The sequence below is a fragment of the Serratia sp. (in: enterobacteria) genome (genome assembly GCF_051654945.1).
GTDB lineage: Bacteria > Pseudomonadota > Gammaproteobacteria > Enterobacterales > Enterobacteriaceae > Chania.
In genome coordinates, this window is sequence record NZ_JBOFZA010000073.1 from 112,476 (window position 1) to 130,540 (window position 18,065).

Consider the following 18,065-nt stretch of genomic DNA (forward strand, 5'->3'; position numbering starts at 1 on the left):
GCTGGGGCGCACCTACGGCGCCCCTACATTTAGGCTTAATGTAGCTGGAACTGCTGCTTCAGAGGCTGCGCGAGATTGCCATCGGCAACCGTGACGCACAGGTTCGACAGGACATTGCTGCGGAACGGGATCACCTGAGTGCGGCCATCAAGATGCACAATCTGATAGAACTGCGGCAGGTTGAAGTTGATAAAGCTGGAGCCGTAGGTAAAGCGATCGTGTGAGGAGGAGTAGAAGCGGCTGACGTCGCGCACCAATTCCTCTTTGCTCCCTTCACAGTGATGATAAACCTCAACCCGGTTCGACTCGTCCAAAATGTAAATGTTGAAGCCTTTATCATCCGTGGTGTCTTCGAAGAAGAACTGGATGATCCCCTCACTGGCAAAACCATCGACCACCGGCGGCAGATGCACCTGATCGGTTTCGACCTTGATCGACAGGCCATGCAGTTTGTTATTGGAGATCGCCCCATAGAACTCCACCGCGTTTTCCAGCTTCTGCACCGATACGCTCAGGCGTTCAAAGAACAGGCCCCAGGTTTGCCCGGCCACACGCACCGCTTTAAAGCGGCCCGGCTCAAGGCGGGTGCTGGAAAGACGCAGCTCAATACACTCGGAAACCAGTTGCTGAATGCGGGTACGGATCAGGCCACGCAGGTGTTGGCTATAGCAGAACACTTCCACCGATTCTGGCGGCGCGGCATCCTGATGCATCTTGCCAAGAATGGTCTTCAACGCTTCCAGCACCGACTGCTCACCGCTGAAATGCAGGGTACGCACTTCGTTCCACGAGTTGCGGTACAGCAGATCGATACTGCCAACCAGGCATTGCTGCTGCTGGCCAAAGCTGAACACGTCCAGCTTGCGGAAGTCGAAATGCACCACCTGATTGCGGAAGGCTGCCGTCGGGTCGTTTTCCAGGTTGACGATAATCGCCAGATGGCGGATTTCGCATGGGCTGTAGAGCGCTTTCGGCGTCGGAGCTGCCAGACGCAGCGGGAAATGGTGCGACACATCAGTGACCAGCTCTTGCAGTTTGGCAGTGTCGCAGATATTGCCGCTCTTGATATGCAAGCGGGTGCGCGACGTGAGCAGGCCGTTGAAATAGGCCCAGGCGACCAGCTTGTTGAGATAGCGGTTATATTCCAGCGGCTGATGGCTGACGATCGAGTTCATCTCCGGTGCCTGATTATACAGGTACCAGCCGGTACGGTTGGCGCGGCCAACCGGCACGTGAATAAAGGTCAGGTCGTTTTCTGACAGGTCTGGTGAAATCTGTGGGTTAACCAGCGTCACCTTACCCGGCAATGCTTCAAAGGCGGCGTACAGTTTACGGGTCAATACCCCGATATCCTGCGGGCTGGCGCTGACGCTGAGGTTGTTACGGCGAGCGAAGCGGATCAGGTTGCGATAGCTTTGCATCATCGCGTCCAGCAGTTCGTTATGGGCTTCGCGCACCCGCTCGATCTTCCAGTTGGCCCGGTTATCGAGGATCTCCAACCGCTCTGCGTCCCAGCCCCATTCGCTGACCAACTGGCTGAGAATTTCGCGCCGCCAACCGATACTGGCGTTGTTGGTCAGCGACAACTTCTCGCAGACCTTCAGATAGAAACAGCGGCGAACCAGATCCAGACGGGTGGTATCGTTGATTTCAGTCAGGTAGTGGGTGACGCGCTCCAGCATCATGCAATAGGCATCAAGGCCGAAGCAGACGATCTCACCCTGGTGCAGGCGATGTTTGATCCCCATCGCCAGCAGCTGAGTTTTGGGGTATTCCCACGAATAGGCTTCAAGCAGCAGCGTTTTCAACACCGCCTTGTACGGCGAATCGATGCTCTTATACAACTGCCACAGGCTGGCACCGAAGTACTCTTCGGCAGAGAGCGTGCTCAATCCGCCGAGATCCAGCCACTCATTCGGGGTCAACACGCCCTGCGAATAGAGTGAAAGGACGTATTCATCGTAATGCGCTTCTTCTTCACCCGGCACCATGTTCCACAGGATACGTTTCCCCGCCAGGCGCACGGCCGTGCGGTAGAATTCATCGAGCAACAGGATATGTTGGGTCGAGCCGCAGTCTTCACCGCCCAGGCTGCCGCTTTCGTTATGGCGGAAACGGTTTTCGTCGATCAGGAAGAAGCTGACTTCCACCCCCATCGAGGCCGCCCACTTCTCCAGCAGGCTGCATTTCTGCTGTAAGCGGTTACGTTCTTCGTTGTCCAGCCAGGATTGGTGACAGACCCAGATATCCAGATCCGACGTACAGCTCTGGCCGATCGAGGAGGTACTCCCCATGGAATAAAGCGCGGTTATCGGCAGTTCACCGGTGGCCATCTTTTCAAACGGGCTGCCCCATTTGTCTTCTAAATCATTGAGATAAGCTTGCTGGGTTTCATCAGGCGTGTAGATACAGATGCCATGGGGAACGTTACCGTTGAGGTAGCCCGGCATCAGTGGATGATGGTGGTGCAATAAGGTAGGCAGCAGACTGTAGACCCGTTGGAACGCGGGCTTCATGGCCGCCAGGGCACGATCGACACGTAGTTGGTTGATCGCATCCAGTCTTTGTTTCAGTGTCTCGATGTAGAGGTACAAGACGTCTCGCCTGATTATCCCGATGCTTGAAAAAAACCCGTATTCCCGCTGCGTCTTTAGTTTAGAAGAATATTTGACGACTTATTGCTGGAAACGTGATCAATCTAACACCTTGCTGATTGACCGTAAAGGAGGTAAAGCTCCACACTTACCGTAGCGCTTCTATAAACGATTTACCCGCAGTGTGAACTGCTACCCACTTTCCCTCACGCCCCTTTGATTCCGTTGTCCTTTCTCCGCCTGTGGCTTCTTGCACTGACAGTTTTCGTCCTCAGTGGTAGGATGGACGGCGAATTATAAAAACGGTAACCAGCATGTTAGACAAAATTATTCGAATTGCCACCCGTCAGAGCCCACTTGCCCTCTGGCAAGCACACTATGTTCAGCAGCGCCTGATGGCTAGCCATCCGGGCTTGCAGGTCGAGCTGGTGCCAATGGTCACGCGCGGCGACATTATTCTGGATACGCCGCTGGCCAAGGTTGGCGGTAAGGGCCTGTTCGTCAAAGAACTTGAGCTGGCGCTGCTGGAAGGCCGGGCGGATATTGCCGTGCACTCGATGAAAGATGTGCCCGTCGATTTCCCTGAAGGTCTGGGACTGGTCACTATCTGCGAACGTGACGATCCGCGCGATGCTTTCGTTTCTAACAACTTTGCCTCACTCGACCAGCTGCCGCTGGGCAGCGTGGTGGGTACCTCCAGCCTGCGCCGTCAGTGCCAGTTGCGTCGTCGTCGTCCGGATCTGATCGTGCGCGATCTGCGGGGCAACGTCGGCACGCGCCTGGGCAAGCTGGATAACGGCGACTACGATGCGATTATTCTGGCCGTAGCCGGATTAAAACGCCTGGGCCTGGAACAGCGTATCCGTTCCCCGTTAAGCCCCGAAGAATCCTTGCCTGCGGTCGGCCAGGGTGCGGTGGGTATCGAATGCCGCCTTGACGATGACGTCACCCGCGCCTTGCTGGCTCCGCTCAACCATCGCGAAACCGAAATTCGCGTTCGTGCCGAGCGCGCCATGAACACCCGGCTGGAAGGTGGATGCCAGGTTCCGATCGGCAGCTATGCCGAACTGGTTGACGACGAGCTGTGGTTACGCGCGCTGGTGGGCGCTCCCGACGGCAGCCAGATGGTCTGCGGTGAACGCCGTGGCCCATCAGCACAGGCAGAGCAAATGGGTGTAGAACTGGCTGAAGAGCTGTTGGCCGCCGGTGCCCGTGAGATCCTGCATGACGTTTATCAGGGAAACCCTCCTGCATGACCATTCTGGTAACCCGCCCTTCTCCCGCTGGAGAGCAACTGGTGAGCCGCCTGCGCGCACTTGGCCGGGTTGCCTATCATGTGCCGCTGATCGACTTCGCGCCCGGTAACGATCTTGCCCGCTTACCTCAGGGGCTGGCCGGGTTGCATGCAGGCGATTTGGTGTTTGCGCTGTCACAGCACGCCGTCAGCTATGCCAGTTCGGTGATTAATCGTGCCGGGCTTCAATGGCCTGGCCAGTTGTCCTATTATGCTATTGGCCGGACTACCGCGCTGGCAATGCACCGCATCAGCAGCCTGCCGGTAGAATACCCGCGTGAACGTGAGATCAGCGAGATGCTGCTGCTAATGCCGGCATTACAAAAACTGGCCGGTAAACAGGCGTTGATCATGCGGGGCAACGGGGGGCGTGAACTGCTCGGCGAAACGCTGGCTGAGCGCGGCGCGGCGGTAAGCTATTATGAATGTTATCAACGCAGCCCGGTGCACTATGATGGCAGTGAGCAAAGCGCCCACTGGCAACGCGCCGGTATCGATACGCTGGTAGTGACCAGCGGCGAAATGTTACAACAGCTCTATACTTTAGTTCCTGATTACTATCGTTCTTCGTGGCTGTTACGTTGCCGCCTGATCGTGGTCAGTGAACGTCTTGCTACCCTTGCCCAGGAATTGGGCTGGAGCACGATTCGGGTAGCTGAAAACGCAGATAATGACGCGCTGATCCGCGCGCTACAATAACCTGACTATGGGATGTGCCACTATGACGGAACAAAACACTCCATCCGCCGCGGTTGAAGAATCAAACCCAGCGGTTGAGAGCCCCCAGAAGCCAGCCGCTGACCACCGGAAAGGTAAAAATACCGGCCCGGTATTAGGTGCGATCGCCATCGTGCTGGTCATCGCTCTGGGTGCTGGCGGCTATTACCATACACACCAGCAGGCGCAGACATTGATCGCCGCCAACCAGGCCTTGCAGCAACAGCTGGCAGAGCTGAAACAGAGCCAGCAGCAGGAAAAGAGTACGCTTGAAGGCTTGCTGCAACAGCAAGGTAAAACGCTGGAGGCTGCCGATCGCGAGCAAACCTCGTTGGTCCGTCAGCTCAATGAGCTGCAAGAAAAAGTGGCCACCATTTCCGGCAGCGATGCCAAGACCTGGCTGCTGGCGCAGGCAGACTTCCTGGTGAAAATGGCAGGCCGCAAGCTGTGGAGCGATCAGGATGTCACCACCGCGGCCGCGCTGCTGAAAAGCGCCGACGCCAGCCTGGCAGAGATGAACGATCCGAGCCTGCTCGATATTCGCCGCGCCATCACTGAAGATGTCGGTACCCTCTCTGCCGTAGCCCAGGTGGATTTTGACGGCATCATCCTGAAGGTCAACCAACTGTCCAATCAGGTCGACGACCTGCGTCTGGCGGATAATAACCGTGACGAACGGCCAATGGACGAAGACGACGGCGAACTGTCCAGCTCATTGAGCGAATGGCGCCAAAACCTGACCAAGAGCTGGCACAACTTTATGGCGGACTTTATTACCGTGCGCCGTCGTGATAGCAGTGCTGAACCGCTGCTGGCACCGAATCAGGATATCTACCTACGTGAGAATATCCGTTCGCGCCTGCTGGTTGCCGCACAGGCAATCCCTCGCCATCAGAACGAAGTGTTCAAACAGTCGCTGGAAACGGTATCGACCTGGGTACGCGCCTACTTCGATACCACCGATCCGGCCACCAAGGCGTTCCTGGAAGAGTTGGACAACCTGAGCCAGCAATCGATCTCCATGGACGTACCGGGCCAGCTGAAAAGCCAGCCAATGCTGGAAAAACTGATGCAGACCCGGGTACGTAATCTGTTGGCCCAGGCCCCTGCCACTCACCAGGAGGGATAAGCCATGTTACGCGTGTTATTCCTGTTCCTGGTGCTGATCGCCAGCCTGGTGCTGGGGCCGATGCTGGCCGGCCATCAAGGCTATGTGTTGATCCAGACCGACAATTACAACGTTGAAACCAGCGTCACCGGCCTGGTGATTATGGCCGTGCTGCTGTTCCTGGCGCTGTTTGTCATCGAATGGATCCTGCGCCGCGTGTTCCGTACCGGAGCACGTACCCGTGGCTGGTTCCTTGGCCGCAAGCGCAGCCGCGCACGTAAACAAACCAAAGCTGCGCTGATCAAACTGGCGGAAGGTGATTACAAGCAGGTCGAAAAGCTACTGACCCGCAATGCCGATCATGCCGAGCAACCGGTGGTGAACTACCTGCTGGCAGCAGAGGCGGCGCAACAACGTGGTGATGATTTCCGTACCAATCAGTATCTGGAACGTGCCGCCGAAGCGGCAGATACCGATCAGTTACCGGTAGACATTACCCGTGTGCGCATTCAACTGGCTCAGGGTGAAGCCCATGCGGCACGGCACGGCGTCGATCGCTTGCTCAACCAGGCACCGCGTCACCCGGAAGTGCTGCGGCTGGCGGAGCAGGCCTATCTGCGCACCGGTGCTTATGCCTCGCTGCTGGAAATTCTGCCTTCGATGAGCAAAATCAATCTGCACAGCGAAGAAGAGCTTCAGGCTCTTCAGCAGCAGGCTTATATCGGTCTGATGAATCAGGCCATGGCCGATGAAGGTAGTGAAGGGTTGAAACGTTGGTGGAAAGATCAGAGCCGTAAAATCCGCCACGAAATCCCGCTACAGGTGGCAATGGTGGAACATCTTATTGAGTGTAATGATCATGAACTGGCGCAAAGTATCGTGCTGGACGGTCTGAAGCGCCAATACGATGAGCGGTTGGTACTGCTGATCCCACGCATCAAGTCCGGCAACCCGGAGCAGTTGGAAAAAGTGCTACGCCAACAGATCAAGCAGCATGGCGCGACACCGTTGCTTAACAGCACGCTAGGTCAGTTACTGATGAAACACGGCGAGTGGCAGCAAGCCAGCGATGCGTTCCATGCGGCGCTGCAACAGCGACCAGATGCCTATGACTACGCCTGGCTGGCAGACGCGCTGGATAAGCTGCATCGTTCCGATGAAGCCACACAGATGCGCCGTGAAGGGCTGATGTTAACGCTCAAGCAAAACGGCGAATAACTCTCCCACTTCGTTTAACCGGGCTCAGCATACCTGCTGGGCCTTTTTTTCGCCTGAAACTTTCCTTGGGGCAAAAAAAAACACTTGCCGCGAGACAAGTGTATAAAAGAAGCAATCAGGTCTAGGACAACTGGGGTGGTGCCTCACTCAACGTTTTGCCCGGAGTGTGATGAAGCCGTTGCAAGCAACCCTTTCATCGTTCTGGTGGGCAATAGGCACCCTAAAATCGGCTCTGCATCATTCCTGGGTTTATGAGGCCTAAGGCGAACATAAGAAGTGGAATGAGCATCTACGATAGAGATATTGCACTTGGCGTGCCAACTTTTGATTAAACAGGGCCAACCACTAATAAATAATTACATCCTATTGAATTTTAAAGGTTAAAAATAATTTTTGGTTAGTCCCTTATTTTTTTCTGCCCACTCTCTGCTGTTTACCCCACAACGGAACCTGTCGCCTTAAAACGACGCGTGAATGACAAGCCTTTTTTATTGTTTTAAATCATCACGTTAAATGTCTCAAACTAACGACAAACGGCATGCCCGGAATGGGGAAAAGGAGACAGGTCAGCGATCCTCCGGTTTTGCCATCAACCAGCCGCTCGAGAAGGCGATGACTTTTAAAATAAAACACCGGTTTAATATTTTTGTGACTAGCATCACAAAATACTTGATCGAATTAGCGGCGAGGTGTAGCCTATTTGTGTGACGTAAATCACATTATTAACGACTCTCTGGGGATTACCACTATGAAACTGATCAACAAAATCATCACGGCTTTCAACAACGTAGACTTCTCTTTCGGCACCATCAACCTCTGATCGCGCAGAAACATTAGCTAGAAGTAAAACGACCGATCTCTGGGGCAACGCTGGCATAATGCCGTTGTGCTCCAGAAGTCGTTGAGCTGTTTATCCCATCCCACGCTCTGCCACTTTCCCAGCATTTCTCCCTCTGCTTAGTTCTGATAATTTTCTTTTAAAAACAAAATCATTTGTCTCTAAAGTCATCTGTATCCCCCTCACCCCAACCCTCTCCCAAAGGGCGAGGGAGCTGGTGCGGCGCTGTTATCAGGTCTGGAGTCAATCTGGACAATGTGGTAGTTGAGCGCAGAGGGAAAGAGGTGGCATGTTCGGTCCCCTCTTCCTGTGGAAGAGGGCCAGGATGAGGGGTCGTGCACGTAACCACGTTCGACATTCTCATCCGATAAAAAGCAAAAAACCCGCTCAATGCTGAACAGGTTGATCAAACACCAGACGTAAAAAAACCTGCTTAAAAAGCAGGTTTCTTTGAAATTGGTCGGCGAGAGAGGATTCACTCGTATCGTCCATGATACTCGCCCCTTCGGGGTATCGCTGTCGCGATATGCAAATCTGCTCCCGGCAGATTTGTCGACCTCCGCGGAGGTTATTTCGCACGTCCTGTGCTCCACCCTTACGGGCCAACGCTAAAGCGTTGTTCAAAACTGTTCCCGACAGTTTTGTCTCATCCTCATAAACTCCAGACGTAAAAAAACCTGCTTAAAAAAGCAGGTTTTCTTGAAATTGGTCGGCGAGAGAGGATTCGAACCTCCGACCCACTGGTCCCAAACCAGTTGCGCTACCAAGCTGCGCTACTCGCCGATTTCTTGTTGCTGATACTACTGAATTTTCAGGCTTATGTCTATGTAAATATTAAATTTATCAGACATTTTGTGTGTGGTGCGAAGAGAGGGACTTGAACCCTCACGTCCGTAAGAACACTAACACCTGAAGCTAGCGCGTCTACCAATTCCGCCACCTTCGCACTGTCACAAAACAGCTTTCAATTCTTTTACTTTACCCTAGGTAAAGTGGGGTGGCTAATGGGGCTCGAACCCACGACAACTGGAATCACAATCCAGGGCTCTACCAACTGAGCTATAGCCACCATAACTACTTTATCTACTGCTTACTTCACGCGGTAATCATACCACCGCAGCTCCTGCGCACAAAATTAATGGCGCGCCCGACAGGATTCGAACCTGAGACCTCTGCCTCCGGAGGGCAGCGCTCTATCCAGCTGAGCTACGGGCGCGTAGCGCCGTTGCGGGTGGGGATACTACGGTTTTATGCCCATCCTGTCTAGTGCTTTTTCTCAGAAATGTTGAGTTCGCTGACCCTTTGCTCACTCTTGCAGCAGAAAGGGCCCGGCAGGGCCCTTTTATGCGGGTCAGCGCTGACTTTCTGTACGCTTTTCAGGCTCATGATGGACTTTGTGCATACCGAACGCAAAGTAGCACAGGCTCACCGCAGCCAGGAAAATCGTCCCCACCAACAACGAAATCCGCGTATCCGGGTTGATCCCCATACCAACCAGCACACAAATCAGGAAAGCGATGGTCAGGTAGTTCACATAAGGGAACATAAACGACTTGAAGCTGTGGGTCTTCATCGCTTCCTTATGAGCACGGCGGAAGTAGATCTGACTAATCAGCACCACGAACCACGGCATCATACCCGGCAGCACGCTGGCGCTGTAGACATAGACAAACACCTGTTGCGGATTGGGGATAACGTAATTCAATGCAGACCCCACCAACAGGCAGATGATGGTAATGGCGATGCAGTTGACCGGCACACCGCTGGCGGAAAGTTTGGTCAAGGCCGCAGGCAGTTGGCGGTTCTTGGCCAGGGCATAGAGCATGCGCCCTCCGCTATACATACCGCTGTTACAACCGGAGAGCGCGGCGGTCAGTACCACAAAGTTGATGATACCAGCGGCGGCGACGATACCGATCTTGGCGAAGGTCAGCACAAACGGGCTGCCTGCGGTGCCGATGCCGTTCCACGGGAAGATGGTGACGATCACAAAGATGGCCCCGACATAGAAAATCAGGATGCGCCACAGGATGTTGTTAATCGCACGTTTGAGCGTCACCTGTGGATCCTTGGCTTCCCCGGCGGTGATGCCGACCAGCTCAACCCCTTGGTAAGAGGCCACCACAATACACAGCGCAAACAGGAAGCCTTTCCAGCCACCGGCAAAGAAACCACCGTGAGCCGTCAGATTGGCAAACCCGGTCGGATGCCCGCCGTTGCCGAACCCGAAGAAGATCACCCCCAGGCCCACCAGGATCATCACGATAATGGTGGTCACCTTAATCATGGCAAACCAGAACTCCAGCTCACCATACAGGCGCACCGCAGCCAGGTTGGCTAACGCGACCATAGCGACCGCAATTAACGCAGGCAGCCATTGGGGTATCTCAGGGAACCAGAACTGCACGTAGACGCCGATAGCCGTGATTTCCGATATCCCCACGGCAAGCCACATAAACCAGTAGCCCCAGGCGGTGAGATAACCGAAAAACGGGTTCATGTATTTGTGTGCATAGACGGCGAAAGAGCCCGCCACCGGCTCCAGGAACAGCATCTCGCCCATGGAGCGCATGATGAAGAACACAAACAGGCCAGCGATGATATAAGCCAGCAGCACCGAAGGCCCCGCCCATTTCAGCGTACTGGCCGATCCCATAAACAGACCCACGCCGATCGTCCCGCCCAGGGCGATCAGCTCTATATGCCGGGCTTCCAACCCGCGATGTAAACCTTGTGGTTTTTCTTTGCTTGCCATAAATCCTCAGTCATATTTTTTTGATTGTGTTTGCGTGCCGACTTGTGCCGGTCATTGTTGTTTTACCAAATGAGTGTAATTCATCCCGGACCAGACAAAACGCAGCGTAACGAGCAATCTGCACAATTTAATGGCGAGGAACTGCCGCCTGGCCGGGGAAAATTTGCGGGCGGTATGGTTTCGCATTTTGCCGCTATAAGCAAACCGCGAATTAAAACCTTATGGAATAAGTGAAGGGGGAATGATTGATCGGGGTTATAGCAACGGCGAAGTTATGAACGATAGGGAGATTATTTGGACAAAACAGAGGCTGGAGCAGTGGACCTGCTCCAGCCAGAGGATTACATCTTGCCGGTGTAGTAATAGCCGACGAATTTGAGTAACCGTAATTGGCGACGAATACGGCTCGGCTGGCTGAGCAAGCGGTAAAGCCACTCAAGCCCAAGATTCTGCCACACCTTGGGCGCACGCTTCACATGACCGGTAAACACGTCATAAGTGCCACCGACGCCCATATACAGCGCCTGTGGATGCACCTTGCGGCAATCCCGCATCAGGATTTCCTGCTTCGGTGACCCCATCGCGACCGTCACGATCGCCGCACCGCTGGCCCGAATGCGCTCAAACAACGCATCTCGCTGTTCTGGCGTGAAGTAACCGTCCTGGCTACCCACCAGATTCACATTCCATTGGCTACGCAGCTTCTGCTCGGTCTCCGCCAGCACCGCAGGTTTGCCGCCAACCAGAAACACTGGCGTACCTTCTTGCCCAGCGCGCTGCATCATGGCTTCCCACAGATCGGCCCCGGCTACGCGAGATACCTCCGCGCCAGGGTACTTGCGGCGGATGGAACGTACCATGCTGATCCCATCGGCATACTTGTACTCCGCCTCATCCAACAGGGCATGCAGCGCCGGATCGGTTTCCGCATTGAGAATTTTCTCGGCGTTCATCGCCACCAGGGTGCCTTGCTTGACTTTGCCACCGTCGAACAGAAAATCCATGCACTGCGCCATGCTGCGAAAGCCCCACAGGCTGAAACCGCGCAGCTCATACTTGGGAACCGAAATGTTTGCTTCCATCGTCACTATTACCTTGGCACAAGGGAGTTGGCAGCAGGTGCCAACGCGCGCTTGCGCATAATTCGAGTCTTGATAAGCCCGGCGGCGTCAAACAGCCAGTACAGTAATTTTGCCAATACCAGGCAGGTACCAAAAATGATGCAGAAGAACACCACGCGCGAGACGAAGGAATCCACCCCTTCACGCGCCAGCACGATGATATTGAACACCGCACCAAAGCAGAAGCCCTGTAAAATAGCCGCCTTAAAGCGGTTCTGCTCGCTTTTGCCCAGTTCATACAGCCAGTCGAACCACTTGATGATCAGGCCCACCACAATGGCGCCCAGCGGGATAAACAGCACTCCGCCCATCACCACCAACGAACCAATCAGCGTTGGGGAAATCGCCAGCCCGGAGTGGTTATCCAGCACTTCCCAGGTAAAGTAGTTGGCGGTATTCAGCACCAGATCCGGCCGCCCCGGCCACAGCCAGGCTGGGATAAACACATAGAAATCACGCACGATCGGTGCCAGCCCCTGGAAATCGATCTTGTCGTAATTTTGCAGCAGCAGCGCCAGGTTTTCCCACGGCGAGAAAGTATCGCGCGTCAGATACAGGAAAGCGTAGAACGCTTCAAAGCCGTTGCTGATATCCAAATTATAGCGTTTCAACGCCAACCAGAACATGCCGACGATGCCAAATACCCCGGCGACAGCCAGCATCCAGAGCGTGATCCAGCCACGCACCACGCCGATAAACAGGAACAGCGAGAAGGCGATAATGATGTTGGCGCGGGTACCGCCCACGATCAGGTAGGTCAGAATGCCAAACGCCACCGTGGCCGCCAGGAAGAAGAACCAGGCACGTAGATCCTGCTTAAGGAAATAGACCACCAGCATGGCCGGGATAAAGAAGTAGAAGAAGCGCTTGAGCGCCACCCCTGACACATCGCTGGAGAAAATTTGGCTGTAGGAGTTGAGCTTGAACAGCAGGAAACCGTTTTGCATAAAGAAGATGCCAACGGTACCGATCGCCACCAGCGCCAACAATATCCAGGTGATATGGGTTTCTACCCGGTTCATGGTGAATACTGGCTTATGCTGCTGATTAGTCCGTTTACGCAACCGCGTCTTGTAGCTGACATAGTAAATCGCGTAGAAACTGGTCGCAGAAAGAATGGCGTACAGCAGGAATTCTACCGGCACCACGGCCACGTCATACTGGAACACCAGCAGGCAGGTCAGCGGGAAACCAAAGTAAAACGTCAGCAGATAGAGCAGGGAAAAGAAGACGTTAAAGTTGAAACGGACGCGCCGGAACTCCTGATAGGTCAGGAAAAGTACGAACAGCGCCCCGATCAGATAAACGACAAACAGCCCGCCAAACTGAGCCAGCGTCATGGATGCTCTCCTGCCGCCAGCGCCAATGCCTGCTGCCAGCCATCAACATAGTTCGGATTGAAAAAGGCGATGGATTGTTTATCCAACGTCGCCAGTTGGCGCTGTGACTCACGCACTACCGCTTCATCCAGCGAATCGCCGTAGAACAGCACCGGCAGATGCTGCTCGGCCAGGTCTTGCCAGAATGGGTTCTTGCGGCTGAGCACAAAAGGCACGCCGAACTGGATCAACAGGCACAGCGTGCCGATACCCTGCTGACGGTCGAAAATAAAGTAGCCGAGATCGCACTCACGCAGGATATTGAGATAATCGTCAAACGCCACCTGCTGGGTCAGCAGTTGCAGATTCTGCTCGGAGAACAGCTTCAGACCCGCCTCGCGCACCTTGGCAATATAGGCGTCATTATTGGCCGGGTAGCCCATCGGTAAAATCACCCGCACCTTGGCACCAAATTGCTGATGGATCGCCTGTAGCGCCTCGATATGGCGGTTGGTGCTATCGCCAGAGTTCCCTACCAGGATGGTCATCGGCCCGGCCAGGTTCTTTTCGACTTCAATCCCCGTCAGGGCAGGATCCATCCGCGTTGGAAAATACAGCAGCGAAGCCGGAACGCGCGCATGCCGCTGCTGGTAGTGGATCAGATCGCCTCGGGTGGCAAACACATGGGCAACCCGCCCCTGAGCGATGCGGCGCAGCACGTAGAACAGGCGATATTTCCAACTGGTGGCGTTTTCATACAGATCGGCCCCCCAGATATGCCAGCTCACCTGACGCGACTTGATCTTGCCGCTCAGCAAGGCCAGCCACAGCGCCGCGTTAAATTGGCCATGCAGGAAAAAACGAGTGTCACGGTTGGCCTTGGCACGCGCAATCACCGCCTCTGCCAGGCTCTTTTTGCCTGGGAAAGCCTCGATGGTCAGTTTGGGAAAGTGGCCCAGCGCGGCAACATCTTTGGCTGCCACCATAAAATGACACACATGGTCTGCGGGCAGGCGTGCGGCCAGCTCATCATTGAAGAAGCGCAGCACCGTCTGATTATGATGTGGGATATCAGATCCCAGTACGTGGATTAGTATGGTCATACTCGTCTACGATAAAGAATAAATACGCAGCTACAGAGCGCGAAATACACGATGTAGGTTGCCATATAGGCCTGTGCCGCCCCCAATGCGCCATGCAGCGGGATCAGCCAGTGCGAGAACAGCGTCAGCAAGGCGAACTGGCTGACCTCTGTCAAAATATAAAAACGCAGTGACGCCTTGGCAATCACCAGGTAGCCGAAGACGTAGGCCCCGACCTTCAGCACGTCGCCCACCAGTTGCCAGGCAAACAGATCGCGCATGGCAACGAATTTCTCTGAGAACAGCAGCCAGATGGCAAAGTCACGCAGCAGCCAGACGGTAAAGCTGGCGGCGGCCACCGCAGGCAACACAAACTTCAGCGAGCGCACAATCTCGCGTGAGATGGCACTTTTCTCTTGCAGACGCGACAACGTCGGCAGCAGATAAACGGTAAACGAAGCGGTAATAAATTGCAGGTAGGCATCGGAGATACTGCTCACCCCTTGCCAGATCCCCACTTCATCCCAGCCGTAATGTTCTGCCAGCAGGTTACGCATCATTACATAGGCGACCGGCAAGGTCACGGAGGTGATCAGCGCCATCAGGGTAAACTTGCCAAGATGGGTTGCCAGCGCCTTATCCCAGGCCAGTTTCAGATAGCGCAGCGGCAGCACTTTGCGCCGCCACAGCATGAAACCGGCAGGTAAGACCACCAGGGCAGGAACCAATGCCAGCCCGGCCAGTGCGCCTTCATAACCGCCTAGTTTGAAGCAAAGGGTGAAAGCCACCACGCCGATCAGGCTACCGGCGATCACCGCCAGGGCGTTGCCCATCGCGTCGCGATAACCTTTGAGGATCGCCAGGAACAGGTTGGCGTAGGCAATCCCCATCTGGATAAACGCCACCGCCCGCACCACGTTCACATAATCGCCATGGCCAAACAGCCCACGGCTGATCGGAACGGCTGCAAACAGGAACACCAACGCCAGTAGGGTTGAGAAGCCCAGCACGATGCTGGAGGCAGTCCCCACCGCCATCCGCAAGTGCTGCGGATCCTGATGGTACTCCGCCACATACTTGGTAATACCGTTAAAAATCCCGGCACCCGACAGCACGCCCAACACGGTGATCAGTTGGCGGAAGTTACCCGCCTGCCCGACCCCGCTGGGGCCGAAGGCCACCGCCAGCATTTTTACCACCAGCAACCCCACGCCGATCTTGATCAGCGTGGAGCCCGCGGTCCAAATCGATGCTTTTGCCAGCGACATATCAGGCGAGGAAGCTCAGGATGGTATTAATCACCGTGCGTTGATTGACGTCTGACATGTTAAAGAACAGCGGCAGACGCACCAGGCGCTCGCTTTCTTTGGTGGTGAAGCGGTCTTCGCCGGAGAAACGGCCAAACTTTTCACCCGCCGGGCAAGCATGCAGCGGGATGTAATGGAACACCGACATGATTTCGGCTTCTTTCAGATAGTCGATAAACGCGGTGCGATCCTGCACGTCTTTCAGCTTGATGTAGAACATATGGGCATTGTGCACGCAGTTGGCCGGGATGACCGGCAAGGCGATGCGCCCTGCAGCCGCCAATGGCTTGAACGCGTCATAGTAGTTCTGCCACAGTTTCAGGCGGCGCTGGTTGATCGGCTCAGCGGCTTCCAGTTGCGCCCACAGGTAGGCGGCTTGCAGATCTGACATCAGATAGCTGGAGCCGATATCACGCCAGGTATATTTGTCCACCTGACCACGGAAGAACTGGCTGCGGTTGGTGCCTTTCTCACGGATCACTTCGGCACGGTCGATCAGGGCCGGGTCGTTAATCAGCGTTGCGCCACCTTCACCGCCAGCGGTGTAGTTTTTGGTCTCATGGAAGCTGAAGCAACCGATATGGCCGATGGTCCCCAAGGCTTTGCCTTTATAGGTGGACATCACGCCCTGCGCGGCATCTTCTACCACCATCAGGTTGTACTTCTTCGCCAGCGCCATGATGGTGTCCATTTCGCAGGCCACGCCAGCGTAATGCACCGGCACGATGGCACGGGTCTTATCGGTGATCGCCGCTTCAATCTTGGTTTCATCGATATTCATGGTGTCTGGACGCAGATCGACAAACACCACCACCGCTCCGCGCAACACAAAGGCGTTAGAGGTGGAGACGAAGGTATAGCTCGGCATGATCACTTCATCACCCGGCTGGATATCCAGCAGGATGGCGGCCATTTCCAGCGACGCGGTGCAAGACGGCGTCAGCAACACTTTCGGACAGCCGAAATGCTGTTCCATCCACTGCTGGCAGCGACGGGTAAAACCACCGTCGCCACAGAGTTTGCCGCTGCTCATGGCAGCCTGCATGTAATCGAGTTCCGTGCCAACAACCGGTGGAGCGTTAAATGGGATCATGTAAACCTCTGTAGAACCAATACGCGGTGCTTTCTATGTTGGCACCGTGCCGTTGATAGAGCCGTAACGCGGCGATATTGCTGATCTGAGTCGCGATCCGCAGGCGCTGCAGCCGTTGCTGCTGACACCAGGCGATCGCGGCAGCCATCAACCGTGAACCGGTCCCTTTCCCTTGTACACCCGGGAATGCCGCCAACAAACCGATACGCGCCTCTTGCTGGCCGATATCGCGCAGGCTGACAAACCCTTCTGGCTCCCCATCGCTGCCCAGCACTAGCAGGCACTGATGGTCAAACGTCCCCAGCACCGCTTTTTCAATCCAGGTGGCGTAAAAACGCCCGCTGTCCTGCGGCTGATACCAAGGCGCACGAAAACGGCTGGCGGCAAACACCTTGGCCGCCACCGTACGCAGCAGTGGAATATCGTCAGGCTGGGCGATGCGGATGGCCGGTAAATCTAATGCACAATCTGTGCCAATCGCCAGGGCAAAGTCCACCTCGCCCTCCACCAGCCGAAACCCTGCGGCGGCCAAACCATCGGCCAAATCCAGGCGCTGAGCCGGGATCTTGGCCTGAACCAGCGCAAAAGCATCCAATGCGGCGGCATTAAGCGCGGGAGCAGCATCGTCAAAATGCAGCTTGGCGCTGGCAAGTTGGAAATATTCGCTTTCCCAGCCTAACGGCTCAATATTGGCGTGGACGGACATGCAGTAAATCCAACAGATATTTGCCATAGCCGGTTTTGGCTAACGCCTGCGCCGACCGCCTTACGCCCTCATCATCCAGCCAACCGTTACGCCAGGCGATCTCTTCCAGACAGGCAATCTTGAACCCCTGACGCTTTTCTACCGTCTGCACAAAGGTACTGGCCTCGATCAGGCTGTCGTGGGTGCCGGTATCGAGCCAGGCAAAACCACGCCCCAGCAGCTCAACGCTCAGTTCGCCACGCTCCAGATACATCTGGTTGATGCTGGTGATTTCCAGCTCGCCACGTTCCGAGGGCTTCACCTGCTTGGCGAAATCCACTACCTGATTGTCATAGAAATAGAGGCCGGTGACCGCCCAGTTGGATTTCGGCTTCAGTGGCTTCTCTTCAATCGACAGCGCACGGAAGTTATCATCGAACTCCACCACGCCAAACCGCTCGGGATCCATCACCTGATAGCCGAATACCGTGGCGCCTTGCAGGCCCTGCACCACGCTTTTCAGTTTCGGACTGAAGCCCTGGCCGAAGTAGATATTGTCGCCCAGCACCAGGCAGCTCGGCTCGCCGCCGATAAACTCTTCGCCAATCAGGAAGGCCTGCGCCAGTCCGTCCGGACGTGGCTGTTCGGCGTAGCTGAGGTTGATGCCAAACTCTTCACCGCTGCCCAGCAAACGGCGAAACGAGGGGAGATCTTCAGGCGTGGAGATAATCAGAATGTCGCGGATCCCGGCCAGCATCAGCACCGAGAGCGGATAGTAAATCATCGGTTTGTCGTAAATGGGCAGCAACTGCTTGGAGACGCCACGGGTGATCGGATGCAAACGCGTCCCCGAACCGCCGGCTAGAATGATACCTTTCATGTTAACTCCTGAACTTTTGACCGCCGCACGGCGCTTGCTGCCCTCCGTGCGCGC

General features: G+C 55.3%; 13 protein-coding genes and 4 tRNA genes. 4 read left to right on the top strand and 13 right to left on the bottom strand.

Features of this window, described 5'->3' with window-relative positions:
• Positions 1–35 precede the first annotated feature (35 nt).
• Positions 36–2,594 carry a class I adenylate cyclase gene (locus ACRDCA_RS15035; protein WP_438690248.1) on the bottom strand — a complete coding sequence of 853 codons (2,559 nt, stop codon included), beginning with the start codon at positions 2,592–2,594 and terminating at the stop codon, positions 36–38.
• Between the two features lie 314 nt (positions 2,595–2,908).
• Between ACRDCA_RS15035 and hemC the strand changes: the two genes are divergently transcribed.
• Genes hemC through hemY form a run of 4 tightly spaced genes read left to right on the top strand, consistent with a single transcriptional unit; the run spans position 2,909 to position 6,931 of the window.
• A complete protein-coding gene (hemC, locus tag ACRDCA_RS15040; RefSeq protein WP_438690249.1) occupies positions 2,909–3,850 on the top strand; it encodes a hydroxymethylbilane synthase in 942 nt (313 codons plus the stop codon).
• A complete protein-coding gene (hemD, locus tag ACRDCA_RS15045) occupies positions 3,847–4,587 on the top strand; it encodes a uroporphyrinogen-III synthase (protein ID WP_438690250.1) in 741 nt (246 codons plus the stop codon). The genes hemC and hemD overlap by 4 nt, the downstream gene beginning before the upstream one ends.
• A 22-nt stretch (positions 4,588–4,609) precedes the next feature.
• Positions 4,610–5,734, top strand: coding sequence for a uroporphyrinogen-III C-methyltransferase (gene hemX / locus ACRDCA_RS15050; RefSeq protein ID WP_438690251.1), 1,125 nt, complete (start codon positions 4,610–4,612; stop codon positions 5,732–5,734).
• A gap of 3 nt (positions 5,735–5,737) precedes the next feature.
• Positions 5,738–6,931, top strand: a complete 1,194-nt coding sequence (gene hemY / locus ACRDCA_RS15055) for a protoheme IX biogenesis protein HemY (protein ID WP_438690252.1) — start codon at positions 5,738–5,740, stop codon at positions 6,929–6,931.
• 1,544 nt (positions 6,932–8,475) lie between these two features.
• Here hemY and ACRDCA_RS15060 read toward each other — a convergent pair.
• The 12 genes from ACRDCA_RS15060 to rfbA all read right to left on the bottom strand — a co-directional run bounded on the left by ACRDCA_RS15060 (position 8,476) and on the right by rfbA (position 18,011).
• Positions 8,476–8,552: transfer RNA gene (locus tag ACRDCA_RS15060), tRNA-Pro, on the bottom strand.
• Positions 8,553–8,628: 76 nt separating this feature from the next.
• Positions 8,629–8,715: transfer RNA gene (locus ACRDCA_RS15065), tRNA-Leu, on the bottom strand.
• A gap of 47 nt (positions 8,716–8,762) precedes the next feature.
• Positions 8,763–8,838 (bottom strand) — tRNA-His (locus ACRDCA_RS15070).
• 70 nt (positions 8,839–8,908) lie between these two features.
• A tRNA-Arg gene (locus ACRDCA_RS15075) sits at positions 8,909–8,985 on the bottom strand.
• A gap of 135 nt (positions 8,986–9,120) precedes the next feature.
• Positions 9,121–10,524 carry a bifunctional threonine/serine APC transporter ThrP gene (thrP, locus tag ACRDCA_RS15080; protein ID WP_438690253.1) on the bottom strand — a complete coding sequence of 468 codons (1,404 nt, stop codon included), beginning with the start codon at positions 10,522–10,524 and terminating at the stop codon, positions 9,121–9,123.
• A gap of 341 nt (positions 10,525–10,865) precedes the next feature.
• Complete coding sequence (gene wecG / locus ACRDCA_RS15085; protein ID WP_438690254.1) at positions 10,866–11,606, bottom strand: lipopolysaccharide N-acetylmannosaminouronosyltransferase; 741 nt, start codon at positions 11,604–11,606, stop codon at positions 10,866–10,868.
• 8 nt (positions 11,607–11,614) lie between these two features.
• Positions 11,615–12,985, bottom strand: coding sequence for an ECA oligosaccharide polymerase (gene wzyE / locus ACRDCA_RS15090; protein WP_438690255.1), 1,371 nt, complete (start codon positions 12,983–12,985; stop codon positions 11,615–11,617).
• The gene (locus ACRDCA_RS15095; protein ID WP_438690256.1) at positions 12,982–14,067 is read right to left on the bottom strand and encodes a TDP-N-acetylfucosamine:lipid II N-acetylfucosaminyltransferase; all 1,086 of its coding nucleotides are present in this window, start codon (positions 14,065–14,067) and stop codon (positions 12,982–12,984) included. Before ACRDCA_RS15095 ends, wzyE begins: the two co-directional genes overlap by 4 nt.
• On the bottom strand, positions 14,064–15,314 hold the full coding sequence (gene wzxE, locus ACRDCA_RS15100) for a lipid III flippase WzxE (RefSeq protein WP_438690257.1): 1,251 nt from the start codon (positions 15,312–15,314) through the stop codon (positions 14,064–14,066). Before wzxE ends, ACRDCA_RS15095 begins: the two co-directional genes overlap by 4 nt.
• A gap of 1 nt (position 15,315) precedes the next feature.
• Positions 15,316–16,446, bottom strand: a complete 1,131-nt coding sequence (gene rffA / locus ACRDCA_RS15105; protein WP_438690258.1) for a dTDP-4-amino-4,6-dideoxygalactose transaminase — start codon at positions 16,444–16,446, stop codon at positions 15,316–15,318.
• A complete protein-coding gene (gene rffC, locus ACRDCA_RS15110) occupies positions 16,433–17,152 on the bottom strand; it encodes a dTDP-4-amino-4,6-dideoxy-D-galactose acyltransferase (protein WP_438690259.1) in 720 nt (239 codons plus the stop codon). The genes rffA and rffC overlap by 14 nt, the downstream gene beginning before the upstream one ends.
• Positions 17,130–18,011 carry a glucose-1-phosphate thymidylyltransferase RfbA gene (rfbA, locus tag ACRDCA_RS15115; RefSeq protein ID WP_438690260.1) on the bottom strand — a complete coding sequence of 294 codons (882 nt, stop codon included), beginning with the start codon at positions 18,009–18,011 and terminating at the stop codon, positions 17,130–17,132. The genes rffC and rfbA overlap by 23 nt, the downstream gene beginning before the upstream one ends.
• Between the last annotated feature and the right edge of the window lie 54 nt (positions 18,012–18,065).